Annotated in this window: 12 protein-coding genes; 7 read left to right on the forward strand and 5 right to left on the reverse strand. The window is 68.9% G+C overall.

Features of this window, described 5'->3' with window-relative positions; translation table 11 throughout:
- Positions 1-32: 32 nt before the first annotated feature.
- Complete coding sequence (mepA, locus tag EBE87_RS07445; RefSeq protein WP_233553094.1) at positions 33-776, forward strand: penicillin-insensitive murein endopeptidase; 744 nt, start codon at positions 33-35, stop codon at positions 774-776.
- A gap of 2 nt (positions 777-778) precedes the next feature.
- On the opposite strand, the gene EBE87_RS07450 is transcribed toward mepA, so the two are convergent.
- Positions 779-1,522, reverse strand: coding sequence for a glycerophosphodiester phosphodiesterase (locus tag EBE87_RS07450; RefSeq protein WP_120637197.1), 744 nt, complete (start codon positions 1,520-1,522; stop codon positions 779-781).
- A gap of 141 nt (positions 1,523-1,663) precedes the next feature.
- Here EBE87_RS07450 and EBE87_RS07455 point away from each other — a divergent pair, with 141 nt between their 5' ends.
- Entirely contained in the window at positions 1,664-2,743 is a 1,080-nt protein-coding gene (locus EBE87_RS07455; protein WP_233553095.1) for a TRAP transporter substrate-binding protein, read from the forward strand.
- Positions 2,733-5,702: a response regulator gene (locus tag EBE87_RS07460; protein WP_120637199.1), complete on the forward strand. Its 2,970-nt coding sequence runs from the start codon at positions 2,733-2,735 to the stop codon at positions 5,700-5,702. The genes EBE87_RS07455 and EBE87_RS07460 overlap by 11 nt, the downstream gene beginning before the upstream one ends.
- Here EBE87_RS07460 and EBE87_RS07465 read toward each other — a convergent pair.
- On the reverse strand, positions 5,699-6,625 hold the full coding sequence (locus EBE87_RS07465) for a nucleoside hydrolase (protein ID WP_120637200.1): 927 nt from the start codon (positions 6,623-6,625) through the stop codon (positions 5,699-5,701). The genes EBE87_RS07460 and EBE87_RS07465 overlap by 4 nt on opposite strands.
- Entirely contained in the window at positions 6,622-7,800 is a 1,179-nt protein-coding gene (locus EBE87_RS07470; RefSeq protein WP_233553096.1) for an amidohydrolase, read from the reverse strand. The genes EBE87_RS07465 and EBE87_RS07470 overlap by 4 nt, the downstream gene beginning before the upstream one ends.
- A 124-nt stretch (positions 7,801-7,924) precedes the next feature.
- Between EBE87_RS07470 and EBE87_RS07475 the strand changes: the two genes are divergently transcribed.
- The gene (locus EBE87_RS07475) at positions 7,925-9,511 is read left to right on the forward strand and encodes an ABC transporter substrate-binding protein (RefSeq protein ID WP_120637201.1); all 1,587 of its coding nucleotides are present in this window, start codon (positions 7,925-7,927) and stop codon (positions 9,509-9,511) included.
- Between the two features lie 16 nt (positions 9,512-9,527).
- Positions 9,528-10,319 (forward strand): FadR/GntR family transcriptional regulator, encoded by a 792-nt coding sequence (locus EBE87_RS07480; RefSeq protein ID WP_120637202.1) that lies wholly within the window; start codon positions 9,528-9,530, stop codon positions 10,317-10,319.
- On the opposite strand, the gene EBE87_RS07485 is transcribed toward EBE87_RS07480, so the two are convergent.
- Positions 10,313-11,596: a M20/M25/M40 family metallo-hydrolase gene (locus EBE87_RS07485; RefSeq protein ID WP_120637203.1), complete on the reverse strand. Its 1,284-nt coding sequence runs from the start codon at positions 11,594-11,596 to the stop codon at positions 10,313-10,315. The genes EBE87_RS07480 and EBE87_RS07485 overlap by 7 nt on opposite strands.
- A gap of 217 nt (positions 11,597-11,813) precedes the next feature.
- On the reverse strand, positions 11,814-13,469 hold the full coding sequence (locus EBE87_RS07490) for a DEAD/DEAH box helicase (RefSeq protein ID WP_120637204.1): 1,656 nt from the start codon (positions 13,467-13,469) through the stop codon (positions 11,814-11,816).
- 445 nt (positions 13,470-13,914) lie between these two features.
- Here EBE87_RS07490 and EBE87_RS07495 point away from each other — a divergent pair, with 445 nt between their 5' ends.
- Both EBE87_RS07495 and EBE87_RS07500 read left to right on the forward strand, forming a co-directional pair.
- On the forward strand, positions 13,915-14,997 hold the full coding sequence (locus tag EBE87_RS07495) for a methionine ABC transporter ATP-binding protein (RefSeq protein ID WP_120637205.1): 1,083 nt from the start codon (positions 13,915-13,917) through the stop codon (positions 14,995-14,997).
- Positions 14,998-14,999: 2 nt separating this feature from the next.
- Entirely contained in the window at positions 15,000-15,665 is a 666-nt protein-coding gene (locus tag EBE87_RS07500; RefSeq protein WP_199707177.1) for a methionine ABC transporter permease, read from the forward strand.
- Positions 15,666-15,671: the final 6 nt, after the last annotated feature.

The following is a 15,671-nucleotide window of genomic DNA, read 5'->3' on the forward strand; positions in this document are numbered from 1 at the left end:
CTGCCGATCCGCCCATCAGTGCATGGGCTGGAGTGAGCCACCCGACCCCAGGCGCGCCACAGGTCATCGGAACACATGGGCTTGGCTGCATCGCCGGGGCCGTTGCCATGCCTCCGGAAGGGCCAGGGTGGGAGGTCGTGCGGCTCTCTCGCAACCGCTTCTGGGGCCATCCGGCATTGATCGGGATGCTTCGAGACCTGAGCAGCGCCGCACGGCGCAGTGGCCTGCCGCCACTGTGGATCGGGGACCTCGGGCAGCCGCGCGGCGGCCGGATGCCCTGGGGCCATACCAGCCACCAGATCGGGCTCGATGCGGATATCTGGCTTGATGTGACGCCCCGGGCAGCAATCCCCAGAGCAGCGCGCGAATCCATCGAGGTTCCCTCGCTGGTCCGGCAGGACGGGCAGGACATCGACCCTGCCTTGTATTCTCCACGCCACGCCGCATTGATCCGCTTGGCTGCCGAACAGCCGGGCGTTGACCGGATATTCGTCAACCCGGCCATCAAGCGGGCACTGTGCCGCAGCCACGCCGGCGAGCCGTGGCTGCGTCGGGTCCGCCCCTGGGGCGGCCACGACTCGCATATGCATGTGCGGCTGCGTTGCCCTCCGGGGCAGCACAGTTGCCAGGATCAGGCGCCGGTGCCTCCAGGCGACGGCTGCGATTCGAGCCTGGACTGGTGGTTCACCCCGAGGCCCAGCCACCCTGCCCCTCGCGCTGCCGTGGCGCCGCCGCGGTTACCGGCGGCTTGCGCCGGCATCGTGGCGGCGCCTTAGGTTCAGCCGCGCAGCCGGGTAGCCAGGACAGGGTTGTCCGTGGCCACCGCTTCGAGCCCAAGGCCGAAGGCCTTCTCCAGCGTTTCCGCATGATTGGCGCCCCAGGCGCCCAACCGCAGGCCGGCGGCGCGGAAGCGGCCGCAGAGTTCCGCGTCCAAGGCCACCACATCGGTTTCCACCATGTCGAAGCCATAGGTCCGGGCGATGGCGATCACGCCCTCGGCGCCGATCGCGTGCAGCAGGCGGTGTTCAAAGAGCCAGATCACGCCGGCCAGGCCGCCAGCCTGCTGGGCCGCCGCCGCGACTTCGGCATCGAAGGCGATGATGCGGCACTGGGCGCGGATGCCCGCCTGGTCAAGGATGGCCAGGCTGCGGTCCAGCAGGCCCGGATAGGCGGCGCCGGTGATGGCGGGCTTCACCTCCACCTGCAGCTGCATGGATTTCCCGGTGAACAGGGCGGCAACCTCGGCCAGCGAGGGGATGGTCCCGCCCCGGCCGCCGCGCAGCCGGATCTGCCCCAGTTCCTCGGAAGAGCGCGTGGCGACAGGCCCCTGCGCCTCCGTCGTCCGTTGCAGCACCGGGTCGTGGATCACCATCGGCACGCCGTCGGCGGAGAGGTGCACGTCGCACTCCGCCTGCTCGATGCCGAGCATCAAACTGTTCTCGAAGGCTTCCAGGCTGTTCTCAGGCCAGAGGAAGGTGCCGCCGCGATGGCTGACGATGTCGGCTTGGTAACGATTCGGCATGGAAGGGTTCGATGGCTCTTTGGCTGCTACGGGTTCTTGGTGGACTGCTTGCGGGTCTACTCTGGCGGTTGGTTCCCCGCACGGGATCTTGTAGTCTGTTTTTCGTCATCGCTGCGGCGGCCGGGCATGAGGATCAGAACGATGTTTGCCATCTCTTCGGCCCGCATGCGTCAGTGGTACCGCGCATCTCTCCTGCTCGGTGTCTTCGCCGCACTGCTGAACGGCCGGGCCTCGATGGCAGAAGAGCCGCTGCGCCTCAAGGTCGTCGGCGGTCTGGCCGATGTATCGCAATACGTGCGGTTTGAGGAACCCTTCTGGCGCAAGCGAATCAGCGAGCTGACGAACGGCCGCGTGGTGGGAGAGATCGCGCCCTTCGACCGTGCCGGCTTCCGCGCCGAAGAGATGCTTCAATTGATGCGCCTCGGCGTCGTGCCGTTCGGCACCGCCCTCTTGGCCGTCGTGTCGTCCGAGGAGCCGGAATTCAACGCGGTGGATCTGCCTGCGCTGAACCCTGACCTCGCCAGCCTCCGCCAGACCGTGCGCCTCTACCGGCCGCACCTGAAGCAGATCCTGCAGGAGCGCTACGGGATCGAGCTGCTGGCCGTCTATACCTATCCGGCGCAGGTCACCTGGTGCCGCCGCCCCTTTACCGGCCTGGGGGATCTGGCGGGGCGCCGGGTCCGCACCTCCTCCGTCGGACAGACGGAAATGTTTGAGGCGCTGGGCGCCACGCCGGTGGTGATCCCCTTCGCGGGCGTCGTGCAGGCCATGAAGTCGGGCGTGGTGGAATGCGCGGTCACCGGCACTCTCTCAGGGCTTGCCGTCGGACTTCAGGAGGTTACCAGCCACATCCATTCCATGGCCCTCACCTGGGGCGTTTCGGTCTTCGGCGCGAATCAGGAAGCCTGGCGCGCGCTGCCACCGGATATTCGCGAGACGATCCGAAAGGGCATCGTGGACCTTGAGGACAACATCTGGGAAAGCGTGGCGCGCGAGACAGGCGACGGGCTTGATTGCAGCGTCGGCAAGCCAAGTTGCAGCGGCAGCGCGCGCGGCAACATGACCATTGTTCCGGTAACGCCGGCTGACGATGCGCGCCGCCGAAGCCTGCTGGTGCAGACCGTTCTGCCGCGCTGGGTGGACCGCTGCGGCCCCGACTGTGCCGACGCCTGGAACCGCTACCTTGGGCCGACCCTAGGCATTCCCGCTTATGCGCATTGACCTGACGCATTCCAGACGACTGCGGCTCGCCGTCCTCTTCGGCGTCGCGGCGCTGCTGCTGGCGCAATGGGTGACTACGGGGCTGCTCGTCAGCCGTGCGCGGGAGGCCGCCGTGAGCGCGGCCTCCGACACGGTGCAGCGCATCGCGCGCGCCGTGGAAGCCTCGCTGAACCGCAACCTCGTATCCGTCGATGCCATGCTGGCCGGCCTGCCGCCGATCCTCGCCTCCCTCTCGGCGGAGGGAACGTTGGATATGACGGTGGTCAACCGCGTCCTGCGCGAGCTGAACAACCAGAACTTCACCTTCCGGGACGTTCTTCTGGTGCAGCCGAATGGAACCCCTGTCGCGTCCGGCCTCGCCGTGTCACGCCGCCGGCCGCTGCCGAGCTCGCTGACCTCTTCCTTCTTCGACAGCGGCTCGCGCGCCGGGCAGGTGCTGATAGGCGGCCCGTTCCGCAATCCCGCCACTGGTGAATGGGCTTTGTTCCTGGCTCGCCGCATCAGCCTGCCGCAGGCCGGCCCGCTGATCGCGGTGGCGGAGGTTCCGGTCCCGGTCATCAGCACCTTGCTGGCGGTGAGCGGCGAAGGCGCCGGCCTGCGCATTGCGCTGGAGCGCGATGACGGCACGCTGATGGCCAGCCTGCCGCATGATGAGACGCTGATCGGCCATAAGCTGTTGCCGCCTTCGGCCGAACGCCTGACCCAGCCGGAGGGTGGCGAGGTCTTCAACTCCGTCAGCCGTTTCGATGGCGCCCAGGTCATCTCCACCGTGCGGCCGACGCTCTACCCTACCCTCTCGCTGGCGGTCAGCCTGCAGATGAATTCCGCCCTGGCTGGCTGGGAGCGGGAGCGCACGCGCGCCTACATGATCTCCGCCGGTTTCGCCGTGCTGGTGATGGTGATCGCGGCGACCCTGATCCTGGCGCTGCGGCAGCGGGAGAAGGTGGAGGCCGAACGCAGCCGCTGGCGTGCGACCCTCGAGAATGCCATCGATTCGATGACCGATGGCTTCGTGATGTGGGATGCCAATGACAGGCTGGTGGCCTGCAACAGCCGCTACAAGGACTTCTACCGCGTCAGTGCGCCCTTCATTACCCCTGGCGCGCATTTCGACGACATCATGCGTGAAGGCTTCAAGCGCGGTCAGTACCCCCAGGCCGGCGAGGACGTGGATGCCTTCCTGGAAGAGATGCGCCTGTGGCACAGGGGCGAGAACCGCCCGATGGAACGGCTGCTCCCCGATGGCCGCTGGGTGCTGATCACGGAGCGCGCGACGCCGGGCGGCGGCACCGTCGGCATCCGGACCGACATCACCGAGATCAAGCGCACCATCGACGACCTGGCCGCGGCGCGCGATGCCGCCGCAGCCGCCGGTGAAGCCAAGAGCCAGTTCCTGGCACGCATGAGCCACGAGCTGCGCACGCCGTTGAACAGCATCCTGGGTTTCGCCCAGGTGCTGTTGAACGACCCGCGCATCACGTCGGACCAGAAGGAGCAGCTCCAGACCCTGCACGATGCCGCCCGCCATCTGCTGGATCTGGTCAACGGCTTGCTGGACCTGTCCAAGATCGCTGCAGGCCGGTTGGAGATGCGGCCGGCACCGACGGAGCTGCGCCCCCTGCTGGAGCGCTGCATCACGCTGATGGGGCCGGAGATCGTCCGCAAGGAACAGCGGTTCCATATGGATGTGCGCGTTGGCACGCCGGAAGCCGTCATGGCCGACCCCACGCGGTTGCGGCAGCTTTTGCTGAACCTGTTGTCCAACGCTGTGAAGTTCACACCGCAGCGTGGCGAGATCTGGCTGCGGGCCATCCCTCTGGATGAAGGCAAGATCCTTCGGCTGGAGGTGCAGGACAGCGGCCCCGGCGTCCCGGCCGAACAGCAGCACCTGCTGTTCCAGGATTTCGTTCAGCTCGCGGCACCGACAACCGGTAACGAGGTCGGCACCGGAACGGGCCTGGGCCTCGCCATCGCGTCGCAACTGGCGGCGCTGATGGGTGGGCGCATCGGCTGCGACAGCCCGCCCGAAGGCGGCGCCCTCTTCTGGGTGGAACTGCCGCTGCCGGAAGTGGAGCTGCCCTGGCAGGGCACCGCCCCTGCCCCCGCTCCCGTCGTCGCTGCCGGCACGAAGCCAAAGCTGCTGGCGGAAGCTCCCGCCCCGGCCCTGTTGCAGGTGCCGGCGCGGGACACGCCGCTGCGCGTGCTGGTGGTGGATGACGTGGCCGCCAACCGGCTGGTGGCGCGCGCCATGCTGACCAGCGCCGGCCACCATGTCACTTTGGTCGAGGACGGCTCAGCGGCACTGGCCGCGGTGCAGGCTGAAGATTTCGACCTGGTGCTGATGGACTTGCAGATGCCGGTCATGGACGGGTTGGAGGCCACCCGGCAGATCCGCAAGCTGGCTCCGCCCCGGAATCAGGTTCCCATCGTCGCCGTGACCGCTTCGGTGCTGCCTGAGCAGGTGGAAGCTTGCCGTGCCGCCGGCATGGATGCGCATCTTTCCAAGCCGATCGACCGCGAAAGCTTGCTGCGCATGGTGTCCGATTTCGGGCGCCGCGTGGCAGTGGCGCCAGCGGCGGGCGCTGCCCCCCAGCCGCCCGTGCTGGACCCCGTGGCCTTCCAGACCTTGACGCGAGACCTCGGTGTCGCGGCGCCAGCCGTGATGTCAGAATTTGCCGTGGAGTTGCGCCGGGGTGCCGAGATGCTTGATGCCATGCACGGCGGCACGGAGGCGGCACAGATGCGCGCCGCCATTCACCGGCTTACAGGCGTCTCCCGCACCCTGGGTGCAGCACGGCTGGTGCAGGCGCTGGAAGCATTGAGCCGCAGCCTGGGCGGAGACGCGGTGGAGGAGAAGCTGGCGCAGGTACGCGCCGCCCTTCAGGAAACCCAGCCTGAGATTCTTCGCTGGCTGGAAACCGCCCCGATGGCGGAAGCGGAACGGGACGCCAGCAACTAGGGCAGTCGCGCCAGCCTCTCGCCCAGCATCGCGAAGAAGCCGTCGGCATCCAGCGTTTCCAGCAGCCGTGCATGGGGTGCCGTGCCGCTGCGGCCCCAGCGGTCGATATGCGTGCGGCCACGCCCTGGGCCGGTGCCGCATTCCACCTGCACCGCCACATCACGTGCGGAGAAGAGTTCGGGCCGGACAATCCAGGCCAGCGCGCAGGGGTCGTGCAGCGGGTGGCCACGATGGCCCAGGCGCCGGGACGGCGGAACCGCCTCCATGATATCGCAGCAGGCCGCGAGGCAGCGGCCGCCGCCCTGTGCCCGCAGCGCGGTGATGCGCTCAGGCGTCACCAGGGCCTGAGCGGTCAGTTCCAGCGTCACCAGTGTCATGGGGCAGCCGGCGGCAAGCAGAATGGCGAGGGCCTCGGGGTCCATGGCGGCGTTGAACTCAGCGCCGGCGGTCCAGTTCCCCTCGCCCACCGCGCCGGTCATCAGCACGATCTCCGCCACGCGGTCAGCCAGGGCGGGCTCGCTGGCCAGCGCCAAGGCCAGGTTGGTGGCGGCCGCGATACCCAGCAGCGTCACCGATCCGGGCGCCGCCTGCCGCAGCGAGGCACGGATGGCATCGGCCGCCAAGCCCGGCGTTGCGGCGGGCCCCTCCGGCAGCCGGACACCCGCCAGGCCATCGGTGCCATGCACCTTCACATCTGCCCGGAAGGCACCCAGCAGCGGCCGATCCGCCCCGGCCACAACAGGAACCGCCTGACCGGTAAGACCAACGATGGCTCGGGCATTGGCCAGGGTGCTTGCCAGCCCGGCATTGCCGCCCGCGACGGTGATCAGCGGCACCTCGATCTCGGGTGAGGCAAGGGCCAGCCACAGGGCGATGGCATCATCCGTGCCCGGGTCGCAATCGATGACGACGTGGCGGGTCATGCCGGCAGCTCCGCCTCGACGATGCTGGCCAGGAAGGCAGCGCCGGTGGCCAGGGCCTCGTCGTTGAAATCGAAATGCGGGTTATGATGAAAGCCCTCGGGATGCACCGGGGCGCCGGTGCCCAGCCAGGCATAGGCGCCGGGGCGGGCTTCCAGCATGGCGGAGAAATCCTCCCCGGCGGTGATGGCCGGGTAGTCATCCAGCGCCTGCGCGGCACCGACCGTGGCAGCGGCCGCGCGATGCATCATGGCGGCCTGCGCGGCGTGGTTCACCGTGGGCGAAAGCCGGCGGGTGTAGGTATAGTCCACCTCCACGCCATGGGTGGCGGCCATGCCTTGCGCGATGCCGCCGATCCGCTGCTCCAGCAGGTCGCGCGTGGCAGCGGTCAGGGCCCGGGCGGTGCCGCGCAGCAGCACCTCGGCGGGAATGACATTGGGCGCATCGGCATGGCCTGCGGCCATATGGCCCAGGCTGACGACACCGACGCCCATGGGGTCAAGCTCCCGCGCCACGATGCTGTGCAGAGCGGCGATGAACTGCGCTGCCGCCAGCGTGGCGTCCGTGCCCAGATGCGGCTTGGCGCCATGCGTGCCGCGCCCACGAAACACCGCCTGCCAGGTGTCGGAGGAAGCCAGCACCGGCCCCTTCGGCACCGCGATGGTGCCGAGCGGCAGGCCCGGCAGGTTGTGCAGGGCATAGACCGCGTCGGCCGGGAAGCAGTCGAAGAGCCCTTCTGCAACCATGCGCTGGCCGCCCCCACGGGATTCCTCGGCGGGCTGAAACACGAAATGCACGGTGCCGGCGAAATTGTCCCGGTGCCCGGCCAGCCATTTGGCGGCCCCCAGCAGCATGGCGGTATGCCCGTCATGGCCACAGGCGTGCATCTTGCCCGGCACCGTGCTGGCATAGGCGGCGCCCGTCGCCTCCGTCATGGCCAATGCGTCCATGTCGGCCCGCAGCGCGATGGCGCGGTTGCCGGGGCGGCCGCGCAGCGTGCCCACCACGCCTGTCACCGCCAGTCCTTCCTCCACGGCAATGCCGGCGGCGCGCAGCTCAGTGGCGACAAAGGCGGCGGTGCGGCTTTCCTCAAAGCCGAGCTCGGGATGCGCGTGCAGGTCCCGCCGCCAAGTGGTCATCAAGGGGGCAAGGGCGGCAAGCGCCTGGGGCGTCGGCATGGCTGGTCCTCGAAGCAGGCCGCCGCGCATCCGTCATGCGTTGCGGCGGGCGGGCCACCATGCCAGTTTGCGCCCCTGCGGACCACCCGCCCCCTTTTCATGCTCCTCCGGAGATCGTTTCCCGATGTCCCGCCTGCGTACCGGCCTGTTCGCGGCCGCCCTTGCCGCTTTTCCTCTTCTCACCGTCTCGACGATCAGCGCACAGGCGCAGGACACGCTGCGGATCGGCATGGAATCCGGCCCGACGAGCCTGGACCCGCATTACGCCAGCATCATCACCAACATCGCCTTCAGCCGGCATGTCTTTCAGCCGTTGATGGAGCAGGATGCGCGGCAGGTGCTGCGCCCCGCCATCGCGAAAGCCTGGCGCGCGGTGGATGACCTGACCTGGGAAATCGCGCTCGACCCCGCCGCCCGCTTCCATGACGGCACGCCGGTGACGGCGGAGGACGTGGCCTTCACCCTCTCCCGCGCCGGGGACGTGCCGAACTCCCCCTCCTCCTTCCGGGTCTATACGAGGCCGATCTCCGCGGTGGAGGCGGTGGATGCCGCGACCGTCCGCATCCGCACCAGCGCGCCGACACCGCTGCTGCCGAACTACCTGTCGCTCGTCATGATCGTGTCCAAGAAGCACGGCGAGGGCGCGACCACCAACGACTACAATTCCGGCAAGGCGATGATCGGCACCGGGCCGTACCGCCACGTCTCCTGGCAGCCGGGCAGCCCTGTGGTGATGGAACGCAACCCGGATTTCCACGGCAAGGCCCCGGCCTTCGCCCGCGTCGAGTTCCGCCCGCTGGCCAATGCCGGCTCGCGCGTCGCGGCGCTGAATGCCGGCGACGTGGACCTGATCGAGATCGTGCCGCCGGACCAATACGCCAAGTTCCAGAAGAACGAGCAGTTCAGCGTGGCGGAGAGCCCCTCCAACCGCCTGCTCTTCCTGACGTTGCACAGCGACCGCGAGAACAGCCCGCATATCCGCGGCCGCGATGGGTCGGTCATTCCCAATCCGCTGCGTGACGCACGGGTGCGCAAGGCGCTCTCCATGGCCATCAACCGGGAGGCCATCACCACCCGCACGCTGCAGGGCCAGGGGAAGCCGGCTGGCGACCTGGGGCCGGAAGGCTACTTCGGCGCCTCGCCCGACATGGTGCCGGAGCCTTTCAACCTGGAAGGCGCCAGGAAGCTTCTGGCCGAGGCCGGCTATACCAACGGCTTCAGCGTCCAACTGAACGGCCCCAACGACCGCTTCGTCAATGACGAGCAGGTGGTGCAGGCCATTGCCCAGATGTGGACCCGCGCCGGGCTGCAGACGACGGTGGAGACCCGCCCGCGCGGCGTCTGGCTCTCGGAAGCCGCCCAGCTGAAGTATTCGGTGAACTTCGCCGGCTTCTCCCCAAACCCGGAGGTGCTGGGGATGCTGGAGACGCAGATCCACACCTGGGACACCAAGCTGGGGCTCGGCACCGCCAATCGGGGCCGCTTCAGCAACCCCGAGATCGACGCCATCATCCAGCGCGCCCGCCAGACCATGGACAATGCGGAACGCGAGAAGCTGACGCAGCAGGCCACCCGCATGGCGATCCGGGACCAGACGGCGCTGATCCCACTGTATTTCGCGGTGAATACCTGGGCCATGAAGAAGGGCCTGTCCTATGAGGCCCGTACCGACGAGATGACGCTGGCCACCAGCGTCTCTCGCGCGCCCTGAGGCGGAGCCCCGGCCCATGGCAGGCAAGGGAGGCGGCACTCCGGCCCAGCAACGCGGTGGGCCGGATCTGGTGCAAGGCATCGAACTGGCGCCGCTTTCCCCGCCTGCCAACCTGACGGCGGAACTGGTCCGCCGGCTGGCCGCTGAGATCCGCGCCGGGCGCCTCAACCCCGGTGACCGGCTGCCGACCGAGCAGGCCCTGATGCGGCAGGCCGGCGTGTCCCGCACCGTGGTGCGGGAAGCTGTCTCCGCCTTGCGGGCCGAGGGGCTGGTGACGACACGCCAAGGGGTGGGCGCCTTTGTGGCCGACCCCGCCGCGCGGGGGCAGATGCGGATCGACCCGGCGGAGATGCAGTCCCTGGCTGATGTGCTGCAGGTGATCGAGCTGCGGATCGCGATCGAAACCGAGGCCGCCGGCCTGGCCGCCGAGCGGAGAGACCCAGCCGCGCTGGCGCGGATCGAGACGGCCGCCGATGCCTTCACCCAGGCGGTGGAAGTCGGCGAGACGGCGGTGGCGCAGGACCTGGAATTCCACCGCGCCGTTTTTGCCGCAACTGGCAACAGCTTCTTTCCGCGCTTCCTGGAGTTTCTGGGCCCGATGCTGATCCCGCGCCAGACGGTGCGCCCCGCCCTGGAAGATGGCGCGGCGCGTACCGCCTATCTCTCCCGTGTGCGGGAGGAGCATGCGCAGATCGCCGCCGCCATCGCCGCCAGCCAGCCGGTTCAGGCCCGTGCCGCGATGCGCCGTCACCTGACCGCCAGCCGCGATCGCTATGCCCGCATGGCCAGGGCCGCCAAGGATCAGTAGGACGGGATCTCCGGCACCTCGGCCAGATATGCGAGCACCGAGCGCGCCAGGGCTTCGACATCCTCGACGGTGGTGAATTCATCCGGGCCATGCGGCGTGCAGGCCGCGCGGCGCAGGCCGCCCAGCAGCAGTTCCTGCACCCCCGCCTGCTGCACGAAGCCCAGGGGCGAACCCTCCCGGCTGCCGATGCGTCGGAATTTGGCGGCAGGGTAGCCGAAGCCCCAGCTCAGCGCCTGCGTCCAGCGGGGCCAGTTCGGCCCCTGGTCAGGGTCCTGGACCGGGGCGCAGTGGCCGGACAGCGACGTCTTGACATTGAGATGGCTGGCTTCGGCGCATCCTTCGTGAATGGCGGCCTGCAACTCGTCCAGCACGGCGTCGAAGTCTTCCCGCGCTGTGTAGCTGCGATGCAGCAGGAGGCGGCAGTGGGTTGGCCAATCCGTCTCCGGCGTGCCGCCATGGATGCTGGAGACGGAAAGCGCCGCCCGAAGATCCTCCTGCTCACTTTCGGAGGCGCCGGCTTCGATCTCTTCCTTCAGGCGCATCAGCCGCGCCATCAGCGGAGCCATGGCCTCGACCGGGTTCGCCACCGAGGTGGGGTCAGGCGGCTCCGGCCCTTCGAGAGAGACCGACAGGTGGATGCTGCCCAGGCTGCCGGACCAGATGCGCGGCGTAGCCGGCCCGTCCAGGCACATGACATGGCCTTCGAGGAGCCCTTCCGACGCCATGCGGCGCAGCCCCGGGTGATGGCCGTCACTACGGTCAGCACAAAAGACCAGGACCGGATCGTATCCAAGCCCGAGCCCTACCGCATCGGCGGCCCGCAACGCGGCCCAGACGGCGGCGATGGCGCCCTTCATCTCGGTCGTGCCGCGCCCGTATAGGCGGCTGCTCTGCCGCGTCAGCGCAAAGGGCGGACGCGTCCAGCCCTCGCCTGCCGGCAAGCTGTTCATGCGGAAATAGATGGTACAGACCCGGCGCCCGGTGCGCCGGGCGGCTACCATGCCGATGTCGGCCCCGCTGCGGGCGGAAGTGCCCCGTTCCCCCGCCGGCGCGGACAGCCTGCGGAAGCTGAAGCCCAGTGGGGTGAACATGTCCCGCAACACATCGGTATAGTCACCGAAGCAGGAGCTTGGCTGGCCGGAGCAGTCGATATTGACCAGCCGCGCCAGCCCGTCGATCCACCCGGTAGCCCCCAGCAAGGGCGCAGCCAGGGACAGCCGGTCAAGATCGGCGTGGTCATAGAGTGAGTGACCGGCCAGGAACTCGCCGTCGGTCACCGCTCCCGCATCCCCTTCCGCTAATCTGCCAATCACCCGACCCCGCCCTGACCCATTTCAGCCTGGGCCATACCGTCTTCAACCGGTTTAGCGGCTTCAACGGAAGGTACGGACCCTCCTTGGCGTGAAGCACGGGCTTTTGAAGGTAAGCAGGGCTGCCTGAGTCATCGCTTTGACAAGCTCAGGCTAGCACGGGGGTGTCCGGCGTCCAGTATTTCTACCTGCGGTAGCGGCTTTCGGAACGGCGGCCGGGCTCCTCGGCGGCGCCGGGGGGCAGCGGCTCGACACGGATATGCGGCTCAGCCGGGTCCGGCTTGCGGGCCGCGGCAGCAAAGCGCGCGGCGGCATGGCCGGCCACCTCGAAGCGGGTTTCCCGCCCCAGGATGCGGATGCGGCCGATCTCATCGCGAGCCACATGGCCGCGGCGGCACAGGAACGGCAGGATCCAGCGCGGGTCCGCCTTGCCGTCACGGCCGACGTTCAGGCGGAACCAGGCCCCCTCGCCCGCGGAAGCGGTGCGCGGCGTACGCGTCGGACGGCGGTCCTCGACCACCGACACCGAGCTGAGTTCCTCGGCAGCCGGCAGCGGTGCCCGCAGCACACGCAGCAGCGCGGCGGCCAGGGCTTCCGGGTTGCTCTGGGCCAGCAGCGCGCGGGCGGCATCCAGTTCCTCGACCGTCGGCTCCTCGGCGGCCAGGGTCGTGGCCTCGGCCGTCAGGCGCTCGGTGTCCTGGGCACGGATGGACTCGGCGCTAGGCGCCTCACCCCAGCTGGCCTGCAGGCGCGCGGCGCTCAGCAGGCGCTCGGCGAAGCGGCGGCGGCTGGGCGGCACCACCAGGACGCTGACACCCTTGCGGCCAGCGCGGCCGGTGCGGCCACTGCGGTGCAGCAGCGTCTCCGGCTCCTTCGGCAGCTCGGCATGGATGACCAGGTTGAGGTCCGGCAGGTCGATGCCGCGCGCGGCCACGTCGGTCGCGACGCAGACCCGGGCCTTGCCATCGCGAAGCCCTTGCAGCGCCCGGCTGCGCTCGGCCTGCGTCAGCTCGCCCGAAAGCGCCACGGCCAGGAAGCCGCGCTCGGTCAGGTTGGCATGCAGCCGGGCCACGGCGGCGCGGGTGGAGCAGAAGACGATGGCGCGCGGCGAATCGGAGGCACGCAGCAGGTTGACCACCGCGCGCTCCATGTCATGCGGCGCCACCACGGCGACGCGGTACTCGATGTCGCCATGCTGGCCGCCTTCCTGGGCGGCAGCGATGCGCAGGGCATCGTTCTGGTAGTTCTCGGCCAGGGTGGCGATGGCGCGCGGCACCGTCGCCGAGAAGAGCAGCGTCCGGCGCCCTTCTGGCGCGGCGTCCAGGATCGCCTCCAGCTCCTCACGGAAGCCGAGGTCGAGCATCTCGTCCGCCTCGTCCAGCACCACGGCCTTCAGAGTGTCAGGGACGAGGTTGCCACGCTCCAGGTGGTCGCGCAGGCGGCCCGGGGTGCCGACAACGATATGGGCACCCTGGGACAGGGCGCGGCGCTCGGCGATCGGGTCCATGCCGCCGACACAGCTCACCACGCGGCCGCCGGCCGGGGCGTAGAGCCAGGCCAACTCGTTCTTCACCTGCAAGGCGAGTTCGCGCGTCGGCGCTACCACCAGCGCCAGCGGGGTGCGGGCCTGTGGCATGCGGTCCTCGCCGCCCATCAGGTCAGGGGCAATGGCCAGGCCAAAGGCAACGGTCTTGCCGGAGCCGGTCTGGGCGGAGACCAGGAGGTCCCGCCCTTCGGTCTCGGGCTCCAGAACAGCGGCCTGCACAGAGGTTGGCTCGGCGTAGCCGCGCTCTTGGAGAGCGCGCAGAAGCACGGCGGGCAGGGAATCGGAAAACGGCATAGGGTATGGAAAATCCGGCAGCAGGGCGTGATGAAAAAGGCAGCAATGGCCGCGGCAGGAGCGGTGCCATCTGCACGTCAGCGCCTGCGATCTGGCTTGTTCTACATGGGATTGCAGAAATTTGCATCGTCAGCATGCATATAGGGAGGGAGGCATTCCCCCAACGCATAGGTAAGGTCCCTGCAAGCATGCTTGCAGCCGCGTCATGCAGGCGTCATTGTAGATAACGGAAATGCACGCCATTTCCCGCGGAATTTGACGCATGCAGCTTGCGCCGCGACACCAACCGCTAAAGCGCCAGGACGCCTGAACGATGACGATGTGCTGCCCCCGTCGGACCTGAGCGCCGACTGACCGCCCCCGGGCCGGGCCGCCATACTGCGTCCGCTCCCCGGATCGTTCCGCCTTTCGCCGAGCATGCCTCGGCCCGCCATCCGGAATTGCCATGTCCGTATCCTCGCCCGGGCCAGCGCCCGCGCAGTCCTCCCCCGCCATCCAGTTGCGCGGGTTGCTCCGCCATTTCCACAACCGCGCCGGCGCCGTCACCAAAGCACTGGACGGCGTGTCGCTGGAGGTCGCCCAGGGCGAGATCTTCGGCATCGTCGGCCGGTCGGGCGCCGGCAAATCCACGCTCATCCGCTGCGTGAATCTGCTGGAACGCCCGACGCAGGGCGAGGTGCGGGTGCTGGGCGAGGACCTGATGCTGCTGGATGACGCGGCGCTGCGGCAGCGCCGGCGCGGCATCGGCATGGTGTTCCAGCACTTCAACCTGCTCTCCTCCCGCACCGTGGCGGAGAACGTGGCCTTTCCGCTGGAAGTGGCCGGCGTGCCGAAGGCGGAGCGCACGGCTCGGGTGGCCGAGGTGCTGGGGCTGGTGGGGCTGGCGCAGAAGGCGGAGAATTATCCGGCCCAGCTCTCAGGCGGCCAGAAGCAGCGTGTTGGCATCGCCCGCGCACTGGCGCCGCGCCCGCGTATCCTGCTGTGCGACGAAGCCACCAGCGCGCTGGACCCCGAGACCACCCATGACATCCTGGGCCTGATCCGCCAGTTGCGGGACAAGCTGGACCTGACGGTGCTGCTCATCACCCATGAGATGGCCGTGGTGAAGGAAATCTGCGACCGCGTCGCCGTGATGGAAGCGGGCCAGGTGCTGGAGCAGGGCCGCGTCTTCGACGTCTTCACCCGCCCGACGCACCCCACCACCCGCAGCTTCATCGCCGGCACCATCGGCCATTCGGTGCCGACGGGCACGGTGGCACGGCTGCCGGCGCCCCGGCCGGGCGAGGAGAAGCGGCTGCTGCAGGTGCTTTTCGCCGGCCCCAACAGCACACGTGCGGTGATTTCCGAGGCCTCGCGCCGCTACGGCATTGACCTCGACATCATCTCCGGCCGCATCGACGAGATTGCGGGCGAGCCTTTCGGCCTGATGGCCCTGGCCGCCTATGGCCCCAGCACGGCGCTGGATGAAGCCGTGGCCTGGTTCGAGGAACTCGGCCTTGTTGTGACCCCGCTGGCGGAAGTGATCTGACCATGATCCCCTGGCTGACCCCGACCCTGCAGGACCTCTTCATCGAGGCTGCCTGGGAAACCCTGATGATGGTGGGCGGCGCAGCGGCGATCGCCGTGGTCATCGGCCTGCCGCTGGCGCTGGTGCTGCATGCAACCGCGCGTGGCGGGCTGGCGCAGAACGGCTTCATCAACCGCCCGGTCGGGCTGCTGATCAATGCCGTGCGCTCCACCCCCTTCATTATCCTGATGGTGGCCATCGTGCCCTTCACCCGGCTGGTGGCCGGCACCTCCATCGGCACCACGGCGGCCATCGTGCCGCTGGCGCTGGCGGCCACCGCCTTCATCACCCGCCTCTTCGAGAGCGCCTTCAGCGAAGTGGACCGCGGCGTGGTGGAAGCGGCCCGCGCGATGGGCGCCACGCGCATGCAGATTCTCTGGAAGGTGCTGGTGCCGGAAGCCATGCCGGGCCTGATCGCCTCCGTCACCGTTACGCTGGTCAGCCTGGTGGGCTTCTCCGCCATGGCCGGCGCGGTGGGTGGCGGCGGGCTCGGCGATCTCGGCATCCGCTTCGGCTACCAGCGCTTCATGCCAGAGGTCATGGCCAGCGTGGTGCTGATCCTCATCCTCTTCGTGCAGGGCCTGCAATCCCTGGGCGACTGGCTGGTGCGCCGCGTCCGGCGCCGCTGAACAAGA

The sequence above is a fragment of the Teichococcus wenyumeiae genome (genome assembly GCF_003696345.1).
GTDB classification, from domain to species: Bacteria; Pseudomonadota; Alphaproteobacteria; order Acetobacterales; family Acetobacteraceae; genus Pseudoroseomonas; species Pseudoroseomonas wenyumeiae.